Annotated in this window: 24 protein-coding genes; 16 read left to right on the forward strand and 8 right to left on the reverse strand. The window is 70.2% G+C overall.

The annotated features are described in order from the left end of the window. Window positions 1-27: 27 nt before the first annotated feature. Together ABZ342_RS17350 and ABZ342_RS17355 are read right to left on the reverse strand one after the other, a co-directional pair. A complete protein-coding gene (locus ABZ342_RS17350; RefSeq protein ID WP_360473849.1) occupies window positions 28-159 on the reverse strand; it encodes a hypothetical protein in 132 nt (43 codons plus the stop codon). After that, window positions 156-821, reverse strand: a complete 666-nt coding sequence (locus ABZ342_RS17355; protein WP_360473851.1) for an ATP-binding protein — start codon at window positions 819-821, stop codon at window positions 156-158. Before ABZ342_RS17355 ends, ABZ342_RS17350 begins: the two co-directional genes overlap by 4 nt. A gap of 793 nt (window positions 822-1,614) precedes the next feature. Between ABZ342_RS17355 and ABZ342_RS17360 the strand changes: the two genes are divergently transcribed. The 4 genes from ABZ342_RS17360 to ABZ342_RS17375 all read left to right on the forward strand — a co-directional run bounded on the left by ABZ342_RS17360 (window position 1,615) and on the right by ABZ342_RS17375 (window position 4,182). Further along, a complete protein-coding gene (locus ABZ342_RS17360) occupies window positions 1,615-2,337 on the forward strand; it encodes a GAF and ANTAR domain-containing protein (RefSeq protein ID WP_360473853.1) in 723 nt (240 codons plus the stop codon). A gap of 45 nt (window positions 2,338-2,382) precedes the next feature. After that, window positions 2,383-3,123, forward strand: a complete 741-nt coding sequence (locus ABZ342_RS17365; RefSeq protein WP_155546738.1) for a GAF and ANTAR domain-containing protein — start codon at window positions 2,383-2,385, stop codon at window positions 3,121-3,123. Window positions 3,124-3,234: 111 nt separating this feature from the next. Further along, window positions 3,235-3,501, forward strand: coding sequence for a hypothetical protein (locus ABZ342_RS17370; RefSeq protein ID WP_360473855.1), 267 nt, complete (start codon window positions 3,235-3,237; stop codon window positions 3,499-3,501). A gap of 387 nt (window positions 3,502-3,888) precedes the next feature. Continuing rightward, window positions 3,889-4,182: an antibiotic biosynthesis monooxygenase gene (locus ABZ342_RS17375; RefSeq protein WP_230862862.1), complete on the forward strand. Its 294-nt coding sequence runs from the start codon at window positions 3,889-3,891 to the stop codon at window positions 4,180-4,182. 112 nt (window positions 4,183-4,294) lie between these two features. On the opposite strand, the gene ABZ342_RS17380 is transcribed toward ABZ342_RS17375, so the two are convergent. Both ABZ342_RS17380 and ABZ342_RS17385 read right to left on the reverse strand, forming a co-directional pair. Further along, the gene (locus ABZ342_RS17380; protein WP_360473857.1) at window positions 4,295-4,843 is read right to left on the reverse strand and encodes a TetR family transcriptional regulator; all 549 of its coding nucleotides are present in this window, start codon (window positions 4,841-4,843) and stop codon (window positions 4,295-4,297) included. Window positions 4,844-4,926: 83 nt separating this feature from the next. Beyond that, on the reverse strand, window positions 4,927-5,817 hold the full coding sequence (locus tag ABZ342_RS17385; protein ID WP_360473859.1) for an alpha/beta hydrolase: 891 nt from the start codon (window positions 5,815-5,817) through the stop codon (window positions 4,927-4,929). Between the two features lie 129 nt (window positions 5,818-5,946). On the opposite strand from ABZ342_RS17385, the gene ABZ342_RS17390 reads away from it, so the two are divergent. From ABZ342_RS17390 to ABZ342_RS17400, 3 genes are read left to right on the forward strand one after another with little or no spacing between them, the layout of a single operon-like run. Then, a complete protein-coding gene (locus ABZ342_RS17390; protein ID WP_360473861.1) occupies window positions 5,947-7,779 on the forward strand; it encodes an NAD(P)/FAD-dependent oxidoreductase in 1,833 nt (610 codons plus the stop codon). After that, entirely contained in the window at window positions 7,776-8,750 is a 975-nt protein-coding gene (locus ABZ342_RS17395) for an NADP-dependent oxidoreductase (protein WP_360473863.1), read from the forward strand. The genes ABZ342_RS17390 and ABZ342_RS17395 overlap by 4 nt, the downstream gene beginning before the upstream one ends. Beyond that, complete coding sequence (locus ABZ342_RS17400; RefSeq protein WP_360473865.1) at window positions 8,747-10,234, forward strand: long-chain fatty acid--CoA ligase; 1,488 nt, start codon at window positions 8,747-8,749, stop codon at window positions 10,232-10,234. Before ABZ342_RS17395 ends, ABZ342_RS17400 begins: the two co-directional genes overlap by 4 nt. A gap of 78 nt (window positions 10,235-10,312) precedes the next feature. Here the strand turns inward: ABZ342_RS17400 and ABZ342_RS17405 are convergent, their stop codons facing one another. Then, window positions 10,313-10,903: a TetR/AcrR family transcriptional regulator gene (locus ABZ342_RS17405; RefSeq protein ID WP_360473867.1), complete on the reverse strand. Its 591-nt coding sequence runs from the start codon at window positions 10,901-10,903 to the stop codon at window positions 10,313-10,315. A gap of 107 nt (window positions 10,904-11,010) precedes the next feature. Between ABZ342_RS17405 and ABZ342_RS17410 the strand changes: the two genes are divergently transcribed. The 4 genes from ABZ342_RS17410 to ABZ342_RS17425 are packed head-to-tail and all read left to right on the forward strand — an operon-like array spanning window position 11,011 to window position 13,552. Continuing rightward, entirely contained in the window at window positions 11,011-11,439 is a 429-nt protein-coding gene (locus ABZ342_RS17410; protein ID WP_360473869.1) for an ester cyclase, read from the forward strand. Next, on the forward strand, window positions 11,436-11,906 hold the full coding sequence (locus ABZ342_RS17415) for a hypothetical protein (protein WP_360473871.1): 471 nt from the start codon (window positions 11,436-11,438) through the stop codon (window positions 11,904-11,906). The genes ABZ342_RS17410 and ABZ342_RS17415 overlap by 4 nt, the downstream gene beginning before the upstream one ends. A 27-nt stretch (window positions 11,907-11,933) precedes the next feature. Next, window positions 11,934-12,251: an NIPSNAP family protein gene (locus ABZ342_RS17420; RefSeq protein ID WP_360473873.1), complete on the forward strand. Its 318-nt coding sequence runs from the start codon at window positions 11,934-11,936 to the stop codon at window positions 12,249-12,251. Window positions 12,252-12,277: 26 nt separating this feature from the next. Then, complete coding sequence (locus tag ABZ342_RS17425) at window positions 12,278-13,552, forward strand: alpha/beta hydrolase (protein ID WP_360473875.1); 1,275 nt, start codon at window positions 12,278-12,280, stop codon at window positions 13,550-13,552. A gap of 9 nt (window positions 13,553-13,561) precedes the next feature. Here ABZ342_RS17425 and ABZ342_RS17430 read toward each other — a convergent pair whose 3' ends face one another. After that, window positions 13,562-14,116, reverse strand: coding sequence for a helix-turn-helix domain-containing protein (locus tag ABZ342_RS17430; protein ID WP_360473877.1), 555 nt, complete (start codon window positions 14,114-14,116; stop codon window positions 13,562-13,564). A 111-nt stretch (window positions 14,117-14,227) separates the two neighbouring features. On the opposite strand from ABZ342_RS17430, the gene ABZ342_RS17435 reads away from it, so the two are divergent. Together ABZ342_RS17435 and ABZ342_RS17440 are read left to right on the forward strand one after the other, a co-directional pair. Next, entirely contained in the window at window positions 14,228-15,241 is a 1,014-nt protein-coding gene (locus ABZ342_RS17435) for an NADP-dependent oxidoreductase (RefSeq protein ID WP_360473879.1), read from the forward strand. Further along, on the forward strand, window positions 15,238-15,720 hold the full coding sequence (locus tag ABZ342_RS17440) for a nuclear transport factor 2 family protein (protein WP_360473881.1): 483 nt from the start codon (window positions 15,238-15,240) through the stop codon (window positions 15,718-15,720). Before ABZ342_RS17435 ends, ABZ342_RS17440 begins: the two co-directional genes overlap by 4 nt. 15 nt (window positions 15,721-15,735) lie before the next feature. Here ABZ342_RS17440 and ABZ342_RS17445 read toward each other — a convergent pair whose 3' ends face one another. Next, window positions 15,736-16,881, reverse strand: coding sequence for a serine hydrolase domain-containing protein (locus ABZ342_RS17445; protein ID WP_360473883.1), 1,146 nt, complete (start codon window positions 16,879-16,881; stop codon window positions 15,736-15,738). Window positions 16,882-16,936: 55 nt separating this feature from the next. Here ABZ342_RS17445 and ABZ342_RS17450 point away from each other — a divergent pair, with 55 nt between their 5' ends. After that, window positions 16,937-17,305: a MerR family transcriptional regulator gene (locus ABZ342_RS17450; RefSeq protein WP_360473885.1), complete on the forward strand. Its 369-nt coding sequence runs from the start codon at window positions 16,937-16,939 to the stop codon at window positions 17,303-17,305. A gap of 37 nt (window positions 17,306-17,342) precedes the next feature. Here ABZ342_RS17450 and ABZ342_RS17455 read toward each other — a convergent pair whose 3' ends face one another. Then, complete coding sequence (locus ABZ342_RS17455) at window positions 17,343-18,287, reverse strand: SDR family oxidoreductase (RefSeq protein ID WP_360473887.1); 945 nt, start codon at window positions 18,285-18,287, stop codon at window positions 17,343-17,345. Window positions 18,288-18,472: 185 nt separating this feature from the next. Here ABZ342_RS17455 and ABZ342_RS17460 point away from each other — a divergent pair, with 185 nt between their 5' ends. Then, a complete protein-coding gene (locus tag ABZ342_RS17460; RefSeq protein ID WP_360473889.1) occupies window positions 18,473-19,312 on the forward strand; it encodes a helix-turn-helix transcriptional regulator in 840 nt (279 codons plus the stop codon). Between the two features lie 169 nt (window positions 19,313-19,481). After that, complete coding sequence (locus tag ABZ342_RS17465) at window positions 19,482-20,327, forward strand: alpha/beta hydrolase (RefSeq protein WP_360473891.1); 846 nt, start codon at window positions 19,482-19,484, stop codon at window positions 20,325-20,327. The last annotated feature ends 2 nt before the right edge of the window (window positions 20,328-20,329 follow it).

A 20,329-nucleotide genomic window follows, 5' to 3' on the forward strand; every position in this document is an offset into this window, starting at 1 on the left:
ACCGGTGGACGCAGAAGGCCCGGAGCTTCAGCTGCGGTGGGAGACCGCGAGGGTCGCCCAGACGACTTTCCCGCCTGACCAGCGGCGGAGGCGCAGCTCGGGCGACGACGCGGTGTGCCGGAGCGCGTTGCCGAGGAGCTCGTCACCGCCGGCGATCACGATTGAGGTTCAGCGTCCGACGCTACTCGGCGGTGCCGAGGTCGGCGCGGCATCAGGACGGCCCAGACGACCTTGCCGCCGGCCCAGGACCGGCTGCACCCCCAGGCACGCGTGCTCTCGGCGACCAGCCGGAGTCCGAGACCGTGCTCCCTGGGGCGCTCGAGCAGTACGGCCTCGCGCGGGTCGTCGTCGGCCACCGAGATGATGAAGGTGTCCCGGCGCAGCTCCAGCCGCAGCCGGGGGTGCGACGTGGTGTGCCGGACCGTGTTTTCCACCAGCTCGGTCGCGACCAGGCGCGCGTCGTCGACGTGCTCCTGCACCTGCCACTGCTCGCAGACACGGCCGACGAACGCCCGTGCGACCGAAGATGCCTGTGGCGACGCGGCCAGCAGCTGCAGGGCCCGTCGGCGGGGCGGTCGGTCGCGTGCCCGCTCGGCCGCGGGGACGTCGGCGTGGATCGGCACGAACCGGTCCGCTGCCTGCTTCGCCAGCCGTGCCACGTGGTCCGGGTGGTCGGTCACCACCGCGAACGGGATCCCCGGCCAAGCGTCGATCCGCGCCGCTATCGCGGTGAACACCGTCATCAAGGTGGTGTCGCCGATGTCGAGGCCCCGGATGTCGGCGATGACGCTCACCGGCGCGTCCGTGGCCACCTTGAGCACGCCGTCACGTAGTTGGCCGAAGTCAGAGTGCCGGTCACGGTCGCCACGGTCGACTCCGCCCGGTAGTCCGGCACCAGGTGCAGGCCGTTTTCACTGATCATGAACTCGCCTCGATCTCGGGAGGCGGCACGGGGCAGCTGCCGACCGGGGTGCCGCGGAGGGAGGGTTCGGCGGCTTCCAGCCCGAGTGCGGCAAACAGGGACGCGCGGTCACCGGCGTCGCTCGCGAACGATGCCACCACCCGGGCTCCGCGATGGCGCTGCTCGCGGGAAAGTCCGGTGGTACCGGTCTCCTCGGGCGATGCCGTGGGGCGCCTCATCGACTTGAGAGCTGCCGGACGCCCGCCGGTTGCCCGTGCATCACGACGATCATCGGATCCTCCGCCGGTAGCCGACCTCTTTTGGTCGTACCGCCGGGGTCCGGAGCGGGACGCGTATCGACAGCCGGCACGGAGGCCGGCGCGGTCGATGCACAGAGTGTAGCCCAGAAGGCTCGGGGTGATCGGAGTAAAACCAGTTCGCTCGCTCGCCGCTGCTCGACCTCAGCCCACAGTTCTGTCGGTGCTGGAAGGCCGTCGGGAAATCTCGACCACCGGATCGAGTACCACCTATTTCCGGATTTGCCTTCGCGCCGTACTTCGGCTGGTTTTGCCCCGGCACGGGGCGACCACGCGCGGTAGGGTTCCGGGGAACGCACCCGCGGTGGCGGAGCTGATCCGGACCCTGTCTTTTCCGAGTCGGTGTGGTGTGAGAACACCGACTCGGAGGAGGACAAATGCGGCGGCGGGTGTCCCGTGGCTGAGATCGACGTCCTGCGGGCGAGCGTGCTGGCCGCGCTCGCCGGCGGTCAGTCCGGCAGCGGCGTCGACATGGTCGGCCAGGTGTGCCGCGCGTGCGTCCGGTTGCTCCCCGTGGACGGCGCCGCGGTGTCGGTGATGGCCGACGCCGGCCAACGGGAGGTCGTCTACACCAGCGACGCGGTGAGTGCGGCGTTGGCCGAACTGCAGTTCGCCCTCGGGGAAGGGCCGTGTTTCGAGGCCTACACCCACGGCGGCCCGGTTCTGGTCGCCGATCTCGCCGCCGGGCTGCCCGCCGCGTGGCCGGTGTTCGCCGCGCAGGCCGCCGACTTGGCGGTGGCGGCGTTGTTCACCTTCCCACTGCAGATCGGGGTCGTGCGAGTGGCAACCTTGGACACCTACCGGGCGACCCCGGGCTCGCTGGCCGGCGACGAGCTCGCGACCGCCCTGCAGGTCGCGGACCTCGCCGCGCTGGCCCTGTCCGGGCTGCTCGGCGGGGACCGGTGGCTCGACGGCGACGGGCGGTGGATGGAGGGGGCCGGGATGCGGCACCGGGAGGTGCACCAGGCCACCGGCATGCTGATCGCGCAGCTGGACCTGTCGGCCGCGGAGGCGCTCGCCCGGATGCGCGCGTATGCGTTCGGGCACAGCCGCGCGCTGCGCGACGTCGCCTCCGACATCGTCGCCGGGCGGCTCGAAGTGGACCGGGAGCCCTGGTGAGGACCACGATGAAGACACACGACGAACATTCAGGAGGTGGTGGGCATGGCCGACCGTGAACGACAGGTGACCCGGACGTTCGTCGCGCTGGCCGACACCCTCGTCGACGACTACGACGTCGCCGACCTGCTGCACACGCTGGTGCGGCGCTGCGTGGAGCTACTCGACGTCGCCGCCGCCGGCCTCACGCTGGTCGACGAGCGCGGGAGCCTGCAGGTGCTCGCCTCCTCCACCGAGCAGGCCCGGCTGCTGGAGCTCTTCCAGCTCAGCATCGACGAGGGCCCGTGCGTGGAATGCTTCGCGACCCGGGCGCCGGTCCTGGTCGCCGACGTCGCCGCGGAGGCCACGCGGTGGCCGCGGTTCGCGGCGGAGGCGTCCCGGCAGGGGTTCGCGTCGGTGCACGCGCTGCCGATGCGGCTGCGCAAGCAGGCCGTGGGCGCGCTGAACCTGTTCGGCACCCGGCCCGGTGAGCTCGCGACCGACGATGTCGACCTGGCGCAGGGGCTGGCCGACACGGCGACCATCGGCATCCTCCAGGAGCGGGCGATCCGGCGCGGGGAGACGATGTCCGAGCAACTGCAGACCGCCTTGAACAGCCGGGTAACCATCGAGCAGGCGAAGGGCGTCCTCGCCGTGACCGGCCGGCTCAGCATGGACGACGCCTTCACCGCGTTGCGTGGCTACGCCCGCAGTCACAACCTCCTGCTCGGCGATGTCGCCCGGGGGCTCGCGGAGCGGAAGCTCGACCCCGCACTCGTGCTGACCCGCCACGTCCGAAAGACCTGACCGGGATCCATCCGGTCAGCGCTGCCGGTCCGAGAGACCGGCGCGTACGGTGGGTTACCCGCCCTGGACCCCGGCGAGTGCCGTCAATCGCCGACCGAACCGGGGTGTGCCGTGGAATCACCGTTGGACGATCTGGCCGACGACTACCCGGTGGGCTGGGTTCTCACCTACCGGCGCCGCCGGACGCCCGGTCCGCCGTTCGGCGGTTTCGCGGCCGGGGTGGTCCTCGGACCGCCGGTGCGGGACGCGTGCACCGGCCTCGAATCCATCCCGCTCGCCTCCCTCGGCGACGGCCCGACGGTCTGGGTGGCCGACCGGGACGTGATCGGCATCCAGCCCCGCCGGGTCCCGGACAGCGGGGCGGCCGCACCCCGCTGAGGTATGTCCACTCAGGACACCTCGGGTTCCGGATCGGTGGTGCGGGATCGCCGGGTTCCGGATCGTGCCGTCCGGGAATTCCCCGGCGCGGACCGTCTCGTTTTCGTCCCATGTGGACGGTCCGGAAAGGACCGTCCACGGGTGGGGCAGCAGGGCCTCGCTGATCTGGTGAACTCCGCCCAGCCGCCCGGTAGCGGGGACGCAAGGACCGCGTGTCACCGCCACGTCGTCAGGTAACGGCGCTGCGGCAAGTGAAGCGACTCACGATCGCAGTGATGTCACGCCGCGACATCATGGTGTAGGGTTTCGGATGACCAGTCGATCCGGGATGCGGAGACCGTCGCCACGAGGCTCCCGGAACGCCGAAGCCTCCCAGAATTTGGAGCGATGACCATGATCCTCGAAATCGCCGAGATGAGCGTGAAGTCGGGCAGCGAGAAGGAATTCGCGGAAGCGCATGCCGCGGCCAGCGAGGCGTACGGAGCAGCCGAGGGAATGCTCTCGGCACGCCTCACCCAGGGGGTCGAGACCCCGACGAAGTTCGTGCTTCTCGTGGAATGGACCGATATCGAGGCCCACGAGCGTTACCGCGACACCGAGCAGTACGGTCATTGGCGCGCGGCGATCAGCCCGTACGTGGCTGGGCCCGCTGCCGTCCAGCACACCCGCGTCGTCGCCTGACCCGAGCGGACCGGCTGGTCCGCGGGAACGATCATTCGTGATGGGCCGGTTCCCGTGGATCGCCCACCGGCGTCGTCCGGCGCCGGTGGGGTCGAGGCCAGGGCCGGATCGATCAGGGGTGCTGTGTGGCCGGCCAGGGCACGATGGCGGAAAGCAGCGACATGACGGTTTCGGTGATGGTCGTCAGGTCGGTGTTGTCGTTGCTTTCCAGCCACTTCCGGTAGGCCGTGCGAAAGATCTGGCTTCCCGTCCCGGCCGCGAGTTCGGCGATGTCCGGGTCGATTCCGCGCTCGCAGAGCACCCGGCGGAACCCGTCGGCCATCTGGTGCTGCTTGATCAGGTCGCGTTCCAGCAGCCGGGGGTTCGCTGCGATCATCTGGGCCCGCCGGTGCTGGATGTCTCGTGATCCGAGTTTTTCCCAGTCGTAACCGGCCAGGGTCCGGGTCACTGCCTCGAGCGGATTCGTGAGGTCGGGCGTCTGCCGGAGCTCCTGGACGAGCGCCTCGTCGAGGACGTGCGCGTCAGCGAACAGAATTTCTTCCTTGTCCGGGAAGTACCGGAAGAAGGTCCGGGCGGTGACGCGGGCGCGTTTCGCGATCTGGACCGCGGTGGTTTCCTCGAAACCCTGCTCTTCGAACAGCTCCATGGCAGCCTGTTTCATCCGCTCTCCGCTGCCTTCTTCCCACCGGGGCATGGCGCCAGGATACCTGTCTGTCTCGTCGGGGCAGTGCGTGAGCCGCTGACTCAGCGGAGGTGCTGGGACAGGAACAGTGCCGCGCGGTCGATGGCCTGACCGGCTTCGTCGAGGATGCCGGCGAAGGACTGGAAGACGTGGGGGACCTCGGCGGTGACGTCGAGGACGGCGTCCACGCCGGCGTCGATCGCTCGGGCCGCCAGGCGTGCCGAGTCGTCGAGGAGGACTTCGTTCGTGCCCGCTTGCAGCAGCATCGCCGGGAAGCCGGTGAGGTCCGCGGACAGGGCGGGGCTCAGGTGCGGGTGCCGCGGATCCTGGCCGGCGCAATACATGCCGGCCAGTGGTCCGAGCATCTCCCGGGTGAAGATCGGGTCGGTTCCCGCCTTGGTGTCCATGCTCTCGCCGCTGAGGGTCAGGTCGAAGCAGCCGGAGAAGGCGACGACCGCCGCGGGGGCGGGCAGGCCGGATTCCCGTGCCCGCAGCGCGGTCGTGACGGCCAGTGAGCCGCCGGCCGAGTCGCCGACCAGCGCGATGCGTGCGGGGTCCTCGCCGTTCTTCAGCAGGGCGTGGTAGGCGTTCGCGCCGTCGTCGACCGCCGCCGGGTACGGGTTCTCCGGAGCCAGCCGATAGTCCACGGACAGGGCCCGCGTCCCCGTACGGCTCACTAGGGCGCTGGTCAGCGGCAGCGCCGTCTCCGGCGAGCCGAGGCTCCAGGCGCCGCCGTGGAAGTACAGGATCGTTCCCGGGCGGGCGCGTTCGGTGGGCTCGACGAGGAGGGCGCGGCGGTCGCCGAGCGTCGTCTCGGAGGTGCGGATCCCGTCCGAAACGGCCATCTGGGCTTGCGTCGCGGCGTAGCCGGCGCGCAGCTCTTCCAGGTTCCGCGGCGCGGGCCGCGGCTGTCGCAGGATCGCGTCGACCTGCGCACGTTGTGCCTTGCTCATGTGCTGACCTGCCTTTTCACGTCGAGGTGGCGGATGTCACGCCGCGACATCAAACTAGCACGATGTCACGTCGCGACATCAAGTGCTACGGTGATGTCACGCCGAGACAACGCGAGGAGAGGGACCGCCATGAACGGCATCACGGGCAGTGGCCGGAGGGTTTCCACGGAATTCGATCCCGCGCGGCTGCGGCGGAAGTACCGCCAGGAGCGGGAGAAGCGGCTGCGGCCCGACGGCACCAAGCAGTACCTGGACGTCAGCGGGGACCACGAGAAGTTCGCGGCCGATCCGTACCTGGAGTCGAGTCCCGGAGGTCAGCCTCGCGAAGCTCGGTTCGCCGAGGTGGAAGCCCTTGTTCTCGGCGGTGGCTGGGCCGGCCTGACGATGGCGGCGCGGCTGGACGAGGCCGGGGTGCGTGATTTGCTGATCGTGGATCAGGCCGGGGACTTCGGTGGCGTCTGGTACTGGAACCGGTATCCGGGTGTGCGCTGCGACATGGAGTCCTACGTCTACATGCCGTTGCTCGAAGAGATCGGGACGGTGCCGAGCGAAAAGTACGCCGGTGGCCCGGAGATGCTCGAGCACGCGCGGGCGATCGGACGTCACTACGACCTCTACTCGCGGGCCCTGCTCGGGACGACGGTCACCCAGGTCGTCTGGAACGAGCAGCTGTCCCGGTGGGTGGTGTCCACCGATCGGGGGGATGTGCTGCACGCGCGGTTCGTGATGGTCGGGACAGGCCCGCTGAACCGGCCCAAGCTGCCGGGCATCAAGGGGATCGAGATTTTCCGGGGAAAGGCCTTCCACTCCAGCCGGTGGGACTACCGGATCACCGGCGGCGACTGGAACGGCGGCCTGGACAAGCTGGCGGACCAGCGGGTCGCGTTGATCGGCACCGGCGCGAGCAGCATCCAGATCCTGCCGCGCCTGGCCCCGAGCGCGAAGCAGGTGTACGTCTTCCAGCGCACCCCGGCGATCGTCAACGCCCGCGACAACCGGCCGACCGATCCGGACTGGTACCGCGATCTGGAGCCCGGTTGGCAGCGCAAGCGCATGGACAACTTCGTCGAGCTCATGTCGGGCCGGCCCGTGGCGGACCTGGTCGACGACGAGGTCACCCGGATGGCCCGGCGGGTCGCGGTGGCGGCGGCCTCCGGCGGCCCGGGCGGAGCGCCGGACTTCGCCGCGATGCAGGCCGTCGACTTCGAAAAGATGGAGGAGATCCGGGCGCGGGTGACCGAGATCGTCCGTGATCCGGCTACGGCGAAATCGCTGCAGCCCTGGTACGACTATTTCTGCAAGCGCCCGCTGTTCAGCGACGACTACTACCCGGCCTTCAACAACGACAACGTCACCCTGGTCGACACCGACGGCCGCGGGGTGGACCACATCACCGAACACGGAGTCGTGGTCGACGGCGTCGAGTACGAGGTCGATCTGATCATCTATTCCACGGGGTTCGACTCCGGCGCCTACACCTACGAAGCGGGCGGGTACCAGCTGATCGGGCGGGACGGGGTGTCGCTGGCCGAGCACTGGCGGCACGGGATGCGCAGCCTGCACGGCATGATGACCAGCCGCTTCCCGAACTTCTTCCTCATCGGCGGCATCGAGCAGGCCGCCATCTCGATCAACTTCCCGCACGTCACCTCCCGCCAGGCCGAGCACGTCGCGGCGCTGACGGCACGTTTCCTGCGGGCCGGTGTCGCCGTCGCCGAGGTGACCGCCGACGCCGAGCAGCGCTGGGCCGACGAGCTGGCCCGGGTGCACGTCGACCGCACGCGGTACGACGCGGAATGCACCCCGAGCTATTACAACAACGAGGGCAGGCTCGACGACCCGAAACCGACCGTGCTGGGCGGCCAGTACGGCCCTGGGCCCCTCGGTTACCTCGCGGTGGTGCGGGACTGGGCCGCCACGGGCGTGGATCGCGACGTCACCATCACCAAGGCCGCGCTGTGAAGCGCCTCCAATATCACCGGTACGGCGGCCCGGAAGTCCTGCGCCTGGAGGACTTCGAGCCGGCCCGGCCGGGTCGCGGCGAAATTCTGGTGCGGGTGAAGGCCGCGGCCGCCAACGCGATGGACTGGAAGATGCGCAACGGCGAGATGCGCCTCATGACCGGCCGCAGCTTCCCGCGAGGGATCGGCAACGACTTCTCCGGTGTCGTGGCGGCGGTCGGTGCGGGGGTGACCCGGGTGCGGGTCGGCGACGCGGTGCTCGGCGGGACGAGCCTCAAGGGGGCGGGAGCGTTCGCCGAGATGGTCATCGCCGACGAGAAGGCGGTGGTCCGCAAGCCGGCCGAGCTCTCCTTCGAACAGGCCGCGGCCCTCCCGGTCGTCGGGATCACCGCGTTCCAGGCGGTCCTCGGCCGGGGCAAGCTGCGAGCCGGGCAGGCGGTCTTCGTCAACGGCTGCCTCGGCGGCGTGGGCCGGGCGGCGGCCCAGATCGCGTTGCTGTCCGGCGCGTCCGTGGGAGGCAGCTGCCGGGCCACCGCGGTGGACGAGGCGCACGAACTCGGCATCACCCCGGTCGTCGAGTTCGGCTTCGACCCGGCGCGGCTCGAAGGACGATTCGACCTGGTCCTCGACACCCCCGGCACGCTCTCGGCCACAGCCGCGCGGACGCTGCTGAAGCCCGGTGGCCGCATCCTCGACATCGTCCCCACGCCGTCGAAGCTCGTGAGGAGTGCCCTGCCGGGACCGTATCGCCTGATGCTGGGCCGGCCCAGCCCCGAGGACCTCGACGAGGTGGCACAGCTGGCCGCGCGGGGACAGCTGCGGATTCCGATCGCCCGGACCGTGTCGCTCGCCGCCGCGATCCCGGCGCTCAGCGAACTCGAACGCCACGGCACTCCCAAGGGCGGCAAGCTGATCATCACCGCCGCCGACGTCGACGAGCCGCGCCCGCGGGCCGACGGAGGTCCGCGGTGAACCTCGCCGGCACCCTCGTGCGCAGCGCGGACGCATTCCCCGGCCGCCCCGCGGTCCGGCTGCACGACACCGTCCTCACCTACGCCGACCTCGACCGCCGCAGCGCCGCCGTCGCCGCCATGCTCGACGCCCGCGGGGTGCGGCCGGGCGACCGGATCGCCGTGATGCTGCCCAATGTGCCCGAGTTCGCCGTCGTGTACTACGCGATCCTGCGCGCCGGCGCCGTCGTCGTACCGATGAATCCGCTGTTGAAGGAACGAGAGGTCACCTACTACCTCGGCGACTCGCAGGCGCGGATGATCTTCGCGGGGGAGGGGTGCGCCGGCGCGGCCCTGGCCGGCATCGACCGCACGGTCGTCGAGGACGGCTTCGGCACCGCCCTGCCGGTGCCTGCGGAGCGCGGCGTCCGCGACCGGAAGCCGTCCGACACCGCGGTCATCCTCTACACCTCCGGCACCACCGGCCGGCCCAAGGGCGCGGAGCTGACCCACGCCAACCTGGCCACCAACGCCGAGGCCGCGGCCGGCGACCTGTTCCGGCTCGGGCCGGACGACGTCGTCTTCGGGGGGCTCCCGCTGTTCCATTCGTTCGGCCAGACCTGCGGCCTCAACGCCGCGGTGGGCGCCGGCGCCTGCTTGACCCTCGTCCCGCGGTTCACCCCCGATTCGGTGCTCGACGTGCTCGCCCGGCACCGGGTGACGGTCTTCGAAGGCGTGCCGGCCATGTACGTGGCCCTGCTCGCCGCGGCCGACGCCGGGGCCGGCACGCCCCGCTTCGACGCGCTGCGGCTCTGCGTCTCCGGCGGGGCCGCGCTGCCGGTGGAGGTGCTGCACGCGTTCGAGAAGAAGTTCGAGTGCACGATCCTGGAGGGTTACGGCCTGTCCGAAACCTCCCCGGTCGCCGCGTTCAACCACCCCGATCGCCCACGCAAGCCCGGCTCCATCGGCACCCCGATCCGCGGCGTGCGGATCCGCGTGGTCGACGACACCGGCGCCGACGTGCCGGACGGCGAAGTCGGCGAGATCGCCATCCGCGGCCACAACGTGATGAAGCGTTACTGGCGCCATCCGGACGCGACCGCCGAGGCGATCCCGGACGGCTGGTTCCGCACCGGCGACCTGGCCCGGAGGGACGACGAGGGATACCTGTTCATCGTCGATCGCAAGAAGGAGCTCATCATCCGCGGCGGGTACAACGTCTATCCGCGCGAGATCGAGGAGGTCCTCTACGAGCACCCCGCCGTGCTCGAAGCCGCGGTGGTCGGCGTCGCCGACCCCGCGCTCGGCGAGGAGGTCGGCGCGGCCGTCGTGCTCCGGCCGGGGGCCACCGCCACGGCCGAGACCCTGCAGGCGTACGTCAAGAGCCAGGTCGCGCCGTACAAGTACCCCCGCCGCATCTGGCTCCTCGCCGCGCTGCCGAAGGGCCCGACCGGCAAGATCCTCAAGCGCGAGATCAGCCCACCGCCGCTCGGCCAAGTCGAGTAGCGGGGAGGATCCCTCTGCCCGGGGCTCCGCAAGCGCACACGGCGGGGCGCGGGTCGTCCGTTGCCCCGTCGCGGAAGATCAGCCGGCCGAGGACCCGGCATCGCGGAACTGCGCGACCAGCAGCTCGACGCGGTCGGCGTCATACCCCGGGCGCAGCCGGCCGTTGCGCCCGAGCATGACCAGTCCGTGCAGTCCCGCCCAGAGGGCCTCCGTGAGGGTGTCGACGTCACGCTCGGCGGCAACGGCGGCGACGGCATCGCGCAGTTCGCCGAAGGCTTCGGCCAGCGGCGCGGGGGTGCTCTCCCCGCTGAAGCGCAGCCGGGTGGCCCGGGTGAACATCGCGTCGTAGAGGGCGGGGTTCTTCATAGCGAAGCCGTGGAACGCGGTGGCGACCCGGCCGACGTCGTCGCCGGGCGTGGCGCCGCCGTGGCGGGCCGCGTGCAGCTCCTCGGCGAGTTCGCCGAAGCCCTCCAGCGCGACGGCTTCGACGATGTCTCCCATCGATTCGAAGTGCTTGTACAGCACCGGTTGGCTGCACTCGATCTCGGTCGACAACCTGCGGGTGGTGACCGCATCCCAGCCCTCACCCTCCGCCAGGGTGCGCGCCGCCGCCGTGATGAGGCGGCGACGGGCGGGGAGTTCGCGCCCGCGGCGATCTGGGGTGGCCATGCCTGACTGTAGCACTGCTAGCTTTCCTAGCAGTGCTATTGACGCGGTCGACCCGAGGGGTTAGCGTTGCTAGAACTAGCACTGCTAACCACGACGAGGAGATCGACATGACGTCACCCGGACACCAGCTCGCCGAGCTGTTCACCGAGATGACCAACACCCACGACCCGGACCTGGTGGACCGGTTCATCGCCGAGGACTACGTCAACCACAACGACTTCGTCGCCGGCGGCCGCGAGGCCAACCGCCAGTTCTGGACGGTGTTCTTCACCGGACTGCCCGACGTGGCCGTCACGATGGAGGATCTGATCGTCTCCGGTGATCGCGTCGTGGGCCGCTTCACCTACCGCGGCACCCACACCGGGGACCTGCTGGGCATCCCGGCCGGCGGCGCATCCGTCGAAATGCGCAGTATCGACATCTGGCGCGTGGAGGACGGCATGTTCGTCGAACACTGGGACCAGCTGAACCTGATGCAAATGTTCCAGCAGATCGGCGCCCTGCCGCCGCTCGGTGCCGCCGGAGTCCAGGCATGACACTGCTCTCGCACCTCGCCGCGCTCTTGGCCATTTTGAGCACCGGGATCGTCTACGGCACCGACGCTTTCTGCGCGCTCGTCCAACGATCCGCCCTCGCGCACGTCGACGACACCACCCTCACCGCGATCATGGGCAACGTGCACCGGTTCGGCGACCGGCGGGTGCCCGTTCCCGGAATCCTCGGCGTCGTCGCGGCCGCCGTCGCATCCGTGCTCGCCGCGGTGGCCGGCCACCCGGCCGCCGCAGTGACCGCGGGAGTGGCTTTCCTGCTGCTGGTGGTCTGGGTGCTGCTGTACCTGCGCATCAGCGCACCCATCAACCGGCGGCTCACCGCGGCCGCCGACGCCCACGAAACTCCCGCCGACGTCCGCACCTGGCAACGAAACTGGGACCGCATCATCGTCCCCAGGGCCGTCCTGCAGGGCCTGGCCGTCCTCGCCCTGGGCGTAAGCCTCATCAGCTGACCCTGGACTGAAAGGAATCCGACGATCGTGTACCAGCTCAGGTTTTACACTCTCCGCACGGCCGAAGCGCTCCAGGACTACGCGACCGTGCATTGGCCGCGACACATCCCGAGCCTGCGCGCTTTCGGCGTCACCACGCACGGGATCTGGACCGACCACGACGCCGATGCGCACCGCCTGGTCGCCCTGATCGCGTACCCCGACGGCGCCGATCCCGGCGAAGTCACCGCCGCGTACATGGCCAGCCCCGAGTTCGCGGCCGACATGCGGGGCTTCGACATCGGCAACATCGTCGACGTCGAGGAAGTGCTGCTCGACCCCGCCGCCCTGTCGCCGCTGTCCTGACCACCCCGAACCGAAGAAGGTGCACGATGAGTAGCTCCCCTCGGGTTGCCTGCCCGCCGTTCCACGTCCAGACCGCCGCCCAGGGGCTGAAGAACGGGTATCCGTACTTCGACCACCACGATGCCGTTTCCCTGCTCTGGGCGGACAAATGGCGCCCCAACGCCGCCGCCGGGATCTATCCCTTCTTCGACGGGAACGTCGAGGACTTCGACCCGATCTTCGCCGAGCTGGTCCGCGTCTCGGGCGACGACACCGCCATCCTGTCGCGACCGGACGAGTACGGGGCACCGTTCGTTCCCGTGGCCGAAGATCTGGTCGCCCAGGCCGAGAAGCACCTGTCCGCCGGACGTCAGGAACAGGCCCGCGAGCTCTTCCTGCGTGCCGCCGCCGTCTGCCGGATCTCCCGCTTCCCGATCATTCGCTCGGCGCACGGTGACAAGGCGTGGTCACTGGGCAAGGCCGCGTACGAAAAAGGCGGGCGGCTTCTCGATCCGCCCATCATCCCGGTGAGCATTCCCTTCGCCCACGCGGACCCCGCCGCGGGGGACGCGACGACGGACATCAGCGCCTACTTGCGCGTGCCGCAGGGGCCTCCGCCTCGTGGCGGTTGGCCGGTCCTGCTGTTCATCTGCGGACTGGACGCCTACAAGACAGACAACACGCCACGCACCCAGGCCCACGTCGAGCGAGGCTTCGTGACGGTGTCGTTCGAGATTCCGGGAACCGGCGACTGCCCCGCCGCCGCTCACGACCCGCAGTCGACCGACCGCCTCATGAGCAGCGTCCTCGACTGGGTCGACGCCAACGCCGGCACCTACGCCGTGGACACCGGCAAGATCTGCGCGCGAGGCATCAGCACGGGCGGCTACAACGCTTTCCGGCTCGCTCACACCCATGCGGAGCGAATGCTCGCAGTGGTCAGTCAGGGCGGGGGAGCGCACTACCTGTACCACCCGGACTGGATCGATCACCAAGACCAGATGGAATACCCGTTCGCGCTGGTCGAGGCGCTGGCCTGGAAACACGGGTTCCGTGGCGAGAACGCGGTCGCGGACTACCGGGCGCGAGGATCGAAGTTCAGCCTGCTGGACAGCGGGATCCTGGACCGGCCGTCCAGCCTCCTGCTCTGCCTCAACGGCATGGAGGACTCGATCTTCCCCATCGAGGACAGCGTCCTGGTGGCACTGTCCGGGGGTCGCAAGGAGATCCACGCGCGCAGCGGGCTGCGCCACATGGGCAATCCCGGCGGCGAGGAGATCGTCTACGACTGGCTCGACCGGCAGGTGGCGAACCACGCGTAGCGCCGGGCGTCAGCCGGCCCGCTCGGTCAGGATCGAGCCCATCACGAGGTCGAAGAGCCGCTTGGCGCGTGCTTCGTGCCCGGGTTGGTCGCCGAGCCAGGCGAACGCCGAAACCAGGGCGAAGAGATCTTCGCCATCGATATCGGGCCGCGCCACGTCCGCGGCCTGGGCGGCGCCGAGGATCCGGGCACCAGCCGCACGCAGGGCGACGCAGGAAGCGTGAAGCGCGGATTCGGGCTCCTCGATCGCCTTCACCATCGACGTCACCACCCCGTGGTTGTCCGTGGTGAAACCGACGAACTCACGCACCCACGTCATCAGCGCCTCTCGAGGCGAGCCGGTGGCCTCGACCTCGGCCGCCCGGGCCGTCAACTCGTCGAAGCTCGTCCGGAGCAGGGCCTCCAGCAACGCCTCCCGGGTCGGGAAGTGCCGCAGCAGCGTCGCCAGCCCGACCCCGGCCCGGCGCGCGATGTCCCGCATCGACGCCTCGACACCCTGCTCGGCGAAGACGGCGCCGGCGACGACGAGCAGGCGGTCGCGGTTGGCTTGGGCATCCGCCCGCATGGGCCCTCCCTTGACTAAGTGGACCACTGAACCATATATTCGGATCAGTGGTCCGGAAAAACGGATCCCTGGTTCACTTAGCTTACCGCGTGAGAGACGAAGGAGAGTGTCGTGCCGGCACAGACCATGAAAGCGATCCGGCTGCACGAGTTCGGCGGGCCCGAGGTCCTGCGGTACGAGGACGTGCCGGTCCCCGAAGCGGGGCCGGGCGAGGTGCTCATCCGCGTGCAGGCGGTCGGATTGAACCCTCCCGACTGGTACGCGAGGGAAGGCATGCCCGACGTGCCCGCCGAGCTGAAGCCGCCGATGGAACTCCCCTTGATCCCGGGCACCGACGTCTCGGGGGTCGTGGAAGCCGTCGGTGCCGGTGTCGACGGCTTCGCGGCCGGTGACGAGGTGTTCGGGCTGCTGCGCTTCCCCGCGGTGCTCCAAAGCGACGCCTACGCCGAGTACGTCACCGCCCCGGCGTCCGACCTCGCCCGCAAACCGGCCGCCGTCGACCACGTGCACGCCGCCGCCCTGGCCATGTCGGGGCTGACGGCGTGGCAGTTCCTGATCGAGCTCGGGCACGACCACCCCTCGCCGTTCCAGCAGGCCCAGCACCGCCCGATGGCGCTCGACAGCGGGAAGACGGTGCTCGTCAACGGCGCGGCCGGCGGCGTGGGACACCTCGCCCTTCAGCTGGCCAAGTGGCGGGGCGCCCGCGTCATCGCCGTGGCCTCGGGTGCCCACGAGGACTTCCTGCGCGAACTCGGCGCCGACGAAGTCATCGACTACACCCAGGACCGACCCGAAGACGTCGCCCGCGACCTCGACCTCGTCCTGGACAACGTCGGAGGTCCGCACAGCCGGCGCTTCCTGCGCACCCTCAAGCGCGGTGGGGCTCTCTACCCGGTGTACTTCGGCGAGTTCGACGACGAGGAGAACGCGAAGCTCGGGGTCACGGTCACCGCTACCCAGGTCCGCGCGAACGGCGCGCAGCTCGCCGAACTCGGGCGGCTGCACGAAGAAGGCACGATCCGCGTGGCGATCGACAGCACCTTCTCCCTCAAGGACGCCCACGCAGCGCACAAGCGAGCTGCCGAGGGACACCTGCGGGGCAAGATCGTGCTGACGGTCGCATGAGTGCGAAGGCCGTCCCTGGCTGGGGAAACAGCTACCTCACCGCGATCCGTCCGGGGTCGGTGGCTCTCGACCCGGTGGAGCAGTTCGCCGTCCACCAGGCACTGGCTCGCTACGCCTTCGCCCTCGACCAGCAGGACTTGGCCGCCCTGGAAGCCGTCCTGACCGAAGACGCCACGTGGACGTTCGAGATCGCCGGCGAGAACGACCTCGGACCCGTCGTCGGACGACCGGCGATCCTCGAGTTCGCACGGGACGCGATGGGCGCCGAGACCGACCAGCGACGGCACAACCTGGTCAACGTGGTCGTCCACAGCGCGGACGCCGGGACCGCGCTGGTGCACGCCTACCTCCTGCTCACCTCGAACGCGGGCGGAAGTGCGGGCGTGATCGCCACCGGCTTCTACACCTTCCGGCTCGATCACGACGGCGGCGAGTGGCGGATCGCCGAGCTGTTCCTCGGCACGGACAACGCCTGGTAGCCGTCGGGGAGCGGATCAAGACCGGGCGTCCAGGGCGTCGTAGATCGCCGTTGTGTAGGCCGCGGCCCGCGGTGAGCCGAGGACGTCGGCGCCCATGTTGGTCATGACGTAGCTGATCGTGACGTGCCGATCGAGATCCAGGATGATCATCGAACCACCCCAGCCACCCCAGAAGGCGATGCGCCCTTCCGGGATCCACGGGACCGTCCGCCGGTCGGGCAGCGCGAACCCGAGGCCCCACTTCAAGTGCAGGCCGTTGACGAGATCCGTACCGTCGGACTGCTGGTCGAAGATGAGCTCGGTGGTGCCGGGCTTGAGCAGGCGGCCGTGGGCGGCAGCGCCGGAACGCGCGAGGGGAGCCAGGATTTCGGCCACCGACGCCGCGTTGCCGTGCCCGTTGGCCGCGCCCAGTTCCGCCGCGCGCCACGCCGGGCTGTTGGCCGCGGCCGCGCTCACCGCGGGGCCGGTGAAAGTCTTGTACGCGACGGTATCCCGGGCCAAGGCCGAGGGATCGAGATCGATCGCGGGCGGGAGGACGTCGGCAACCCGGTCGGCATCGGCCGCGCGCAACCCGATCCGGAAGTCCGCGCCCAGGGGCGCGGAGAGGTGCTGGTGCACGAATTCCCGCAAGGACTGACCGGTCAGGCGATGCACCAGCTCCCCGATCAGGTGGCCGTAGTTCAGCAGGTGGTAGCCGGACGCCGAACCGGGGCGCCACCAGGGCGCTTGAGCGGCCATGCGCGCCGCGGCCGTACGCGGGTCGTACAGGTCCTCGAGCCGTGCGGGATGGTCGAGGCCGGACACGCCGGAGGTGTGGGACAGCAGGTGCCGTACCTCGACCTGTGCCTTGCCGCGCGCGGCGAATTCGGGCCAGTAGCGGGCGACCGGCGCGGAGACGTCCAGTTCGCCCGCGTCGACGAGCAGGAAGGCGGCCAGGCTGCTCACGGTCTTCGTGATCGACCACACGTTGGTGATCGTGTCGCGCTGCCACGGCCGGGTGCGCGCCGCATCGCGATGACCGCCCCACAGGTCCACCACCCGATCACCGTCCACGTCGACGACCAGGGACAGGCCGCACTCGGTTCCGCGACGAAGGTGCTCCGCCACGACATCGCGGACGGGTTCGAAGGCCGGGCTGACGGTTCCGTTCGGTTCACTCATGCGGCCAGCCTCGAACCTTGACACCAGCGTCAAGGTCAAGAGGTAGCGTTGTGACGTGCGTATCGGTGAAGTGGCCGCGCGAGCAGACGCCTCGACGCGCCAAGTGCGGTTCTACGAAGCGAAGGGGTTGATCACCTCGACGCGCGGACCGAACAACTACCGCGACTACGACGAGACGGCCCTGGGCCGCGTCCGGCAAATCCGTGAGCTGCTGAACGCGGGCCTTTCCACGGAGGTGATCCGCGCGGTCCTGCCGTGCCTCGCCTCACCACGCGATCCGATCGTCTTCGAAGGCGTCACGGCGGAGACGGTGGCGGCGCTCGAACGCGAGCGGGACAGGATGAGCACGCGCATCGACGTCCTGGCCCGCAACCGGGACGCGATCGCCGCCTACCTGAGCGAGCTTCGGAAGCACGCCGGCTGAATCGGCGGTGGCCGGCGGTTGTCGGGGTGGGGGAAGGTCAGGCGGTCGGGAAAGTGGTCTTCGTCAGCTCCTCGGAGACCCGCCAGAGGCGTTCGGCGTCGTCGCCGCTGCGCAGTGGCGGGTAGAGCCGCTGCTCGGCCGGAGGACCGCCGAGGCTGCCGGGTCCGCTGGGGCCGTAGAGGGTGCCCGGCTTGGCATCGGGGCCGGTCGCCGCCAGGAGGGCGGGCAGCTTGGCGGTCTCGACGGTGCCGATCAGGATGCCGCGGGCCGAGAGCGTGCGGATCAGCCGGACCTGGGGCGTGTCCTGGCTCCGGCCGATTTCGGGACGGGCGGCCAGCAGGCTGGTGGGAGCCACTCCGGGGTGGGAGAGGTTGCTGCTGATGCCCCACCCCATGGCCTTGCTGCGCCGGTCCAGCTCCAGACCGAACAGCCCGAACGCGATCTTCGACTGGCTGTAGGCACGCATCCCGCGGTAGTCGCGTTCCCAGTTCAGGTCGTCCCAGTTGATGGTGCCGCGGCGGGCGGCGATGCTGATCTGCGAGGTCACCCGGGCGTGGCCGGCGCGCAGCAGCGGCAGGACGTGGCCGACCAGCGCGAAGTGGCCCAGGTGGTTGGTGCCGAACTGCAGCTCGAACCCGTCCGCCGTGCTCTGGCGCCGCGGCGGCTGCATCACCCCGGCGTTGTTGATCAGGAGGTGGATCGGGTGGCCCTCCTCGCGCAGCGTGTCGCCCAGGGCGGCGACGGATTCGAGCGAGGACAGGTCGAGGCTGCGCAACGAGACCTTCGCGCCCGGGACGGCCCGCATGATCGTGGTGATCGCGGCCTCGCCCTTGCGTAGGTTGCGGACGGGCATGATCACCTCCGCGCCGGCGGCGGCCAGGCGGGTGGCCATGCCCAGGCCCATGCCGTCGCTCGCGCCGGTGATCACGGCGCGCTTTCCGGACAGGGCGGGGATGGTGATGTCGATCTGCTTGCGTGGCATGGGTTCTGCTCCTTCGAGGTTCGGGCCGTGGCACCGATCCTCGGCGGGCCGCCCGGGCGTATCCAGGACTTCCCGATCACCGGCTCGCCGGGCCGCCGCTCCGTTCCGATGGGGGGATCGGCGGGCCGTGGCTACCTCGGCCGGCAGGCGGTAGAAACGAGGCAGGTCGGCGAAGGAGGAGTGTCGTGATCGATCGCACCGGGCTTGCGGAGTTCCTTCGCAACCGCCGGGAGGCGCTGCAGCCCGAGGACGTCGGCCTGCCGCGCGGTTCGCGGCGCCGGACCAACGGACTTCGGCGCGAGGAGGTCGCGTCGCTGTGTCACATGTCGGTCGACTACTACTCCCGCTTGGAGCGTGAACGTGGTCCGCAGCCGTCGCCCATGATGCTTGCCTCGATCGCCCAGGGGCTGCACATGTCGCTCGACGAGCGCGACCACCTCTTCCGCCTCGCCGGGCACAACCCGCCGACCAGGGGAGCGCCGGCCGAGCACATCAGCCCCGGCCTCCTGCGGGTGCTCGACCGGCTGGACGACACCCCCGCCGAGATCGTCACCGAGCTCGGCGAGACGCTGCGGCAGAGCCCGATGGGGGTCGCCCTCACCGGCGACACGACGCGCTACACCGGGCCCGCGCGCAGTTCGGGGTACCGATGGTTCACCGACCCCGATGCCCGGCGGATATACGCACCGGAAGAGCACGCGTTCCTCACCCGGATGTACACCTCGGGACTGCGCGAGCTCGTCACCGTCCGCGGTCCCGGTTCCCGGGCCGCGCACCTGGCCGACCTGCTCCTGGAGTGCAGCGGGGAGTTCCGGCGCGTGTGGGACGACCACGAGATCGGGATCCGCCCCCACGATGTCAAGCACTTCGACCACCCCGAGGTCGGCGCGTTGGAGCTGACTTGCCAGCGACTGGTCGACCCGGGCCAGGCCCACTCGCTGATGGTCTACACCGCCACACCCGGCAGCGAGAGCTACGAAAAGCTGCAGGTGCTGTCCGTCATCGGAGCACAGACGCTCCGCTGAGCGTGGACGCCGCGGCCGATCACGAGCGGTCGGCGGCCCGCGCGCGCGAACCGTTCCGACAAAACGTGGAATCCGATGGTCGGCGGCTCCGTCAGTCTTCGGTGGTCCGGCGGCACGCGCCCGGGGACGATCGGCGTGGCACTTCCTTCGGCGCGGCAGGAGAACGGTCATGGGTACGTTCACGACGAACGACGGTGTGGAGCTGACCTACCGGGACAGCGGCCTGGGCGAGGACGGATCGGCGCCGTTGGTCATGTTGCACGGCTGGGGCCAGACCCAGGCCATGTTCCGGCACCAGTTCGAGCTGCTCGCGCCGCGGCGACGGGTGGTGACGCTCGATCAGCGCGGCCACGGGCTGTCGGCCAAGCCGCACCACGGCTACCGGATCGCGCGGCTGGCGCGCGACGCCGAGCAGCTGCTCGACCACCTCGGCCTCGACCGGGCCGACGTGCTGGGCTGGTCGATGGGCGTGTCGGTGTGGTGGAGCTTCGTCGACCAGAACGGTACCGGCCGGATCCGGCGGTTCGTCGCGGTCGACCAGCCGGCCGCCGTCGCCGCGGTGCCGTGGATGAGCGCGGGGGAGCAGGCCGATTCGGGCGCGATCTTCGACGTCGGCGCGCTGGTCGCGCTCGGCGAGTCGCTGCACGGCCCGCAGGGGGGAACGGCCGGGCGGGACTTCGTGCGGAGCATGTTCTCCGGTGAGCCGGATCCCGCGGTCTGGGCTTTCGTCGAGCAGGAAATCCGGTCCACTCCCGCCTACGCCGGCGTGCCGCTGCTGTGGGACCACTGCGCGCAGGACTGGCGGGACGTGCTGCCGAGGCTGGACGTGCCGACCCTGGTGCTGGCCTGCGACGGGAGCCACGTCTCGGTCGGGTCGCAGCGCTTCATCGCCGAGCAGGTTCCCGACGCCGAACTGCACGTCTTCTCCGACGACGTCGCGAGCTCGCACTTCCCGTTCCTGGAGAACCCGAAGGCGTTCAACGCCGTGGTCGAGGAGTTTCTCGACCGCCCGTGACC

The organism is Amycolatopsis sp. NPDC005961 (assembly GCF_040629235.1).
Lineage (GTDB): Bacteria > Actinomycetota > Actinomycetes > Mycobacteriales > Pseudonocardiaceae > Amycolatopsis > Amycolatopsis camponoti.

Excerpts from the sequence above, each read along its gene's own strand:
- ABZ342_RS17365 (WP_155546738.1), top strand. The coding sequence starts at position 2,383 with ATGGCCGACCGTGAACGACAGGTGACCCGGACGTTCGTCGCGCTGGCC.
- ABZ342_RS17375 (WP_230862862.1), top strand. The coding sequence starts at position 3,889 with ATGACCATGATCCTCGAAATCGCCGAGATGAGCGTGAAGTCGGGCAGC.
- ABZ342_RS17380 (WP_360473857.1), bottom strand. The coding sequence starts at position 4,843 with ATGAAACAGGCTGCCATGGAGCTGTTCGAAGAGCAGGGTTTCGAGGAA.
- ABZ342_RS17385 (WP_360473859.1), bottom strand. The coding sequence starts at position 5,817 with ATGAGCAAGGCACAACGTGCGCAGGTCGACGCGATCCTGCGACAGCCG.
- ABZ342_RS17390 (WP_360473861.1), top strand. The coding sequence starts at position 5,947 with ATGAACGGCATCACGGGCAGTGGCCGGAGGGTTTCCACGGAATTCGAT.
- ABZ342_RS17405 (WP_360473867.1), bottom strand. The coding sequence starts at position 10,903 with ATGGCCACCCCAGATCGCCGCGGGCGCGAACTCCCCGCCCGTCGCCGC.
- ABZ342_RS17410 (WP_360473869.1), top strand. The coding sequence starts at position 11,011 with ATGACGTCACCCGGACACCAGCTCGCCGAGCTGTTCACCGAGATGACC.
- ABZ342_RS17415 (WP_360473871.1), top strand. The coding sequence starts at position 11,436 with ATGACACTGCTCTCGCACCTCGCCGCGCTCTTGGCCATTTTGAGCACC.
- ABZ342_RS17425 (WP_360473875.1), top strand. The coding sequence starts at position 12,278 with ATGAGTAGCTCCCCTCGGGTTGCCTGCCCGCCGTTCCACGTCCAGACC.
- ABZ342_RS17430 (WP_360473877.1), bottom strand. The coding sequence starts at position 14,116 with ATGCGGGCGGATGCCCAAGCCAACCGCGACCGCCTGCTCGTCGTCGCC.
- ABZ342_RS17440 (WP_360473881.1), top strand. The coding sequence starts at position 15,238 with ATGAGTGCGAAGGCCGTCCCTGGCTGGGGAAACAGCTACCTCACCGCG.
- ABZ342_RS17445 (WP_360473883.1), bottom strand. The coding sequence starts at position 16,881 with ATGAGTGAACCGAACGGAACCGTCAGCCCGGCCTTCGAACCCGTCCGC.
- ABZ342_RS17455 (WP_360473887.1), bottom strand. The coding sequence starts at position 18,287 with ATGCCACGCAAGCAGATCGACATCACCATCCCCGCCCTGTCCGGAAAG.
- ABZ342_RS17465 (WP_360473891.1), top strand. The coding sequence starts at position 19,482 with ATGGGTACGTTCACGACGAACGACGGTGTGGAGCTGACCTACCGGGAC.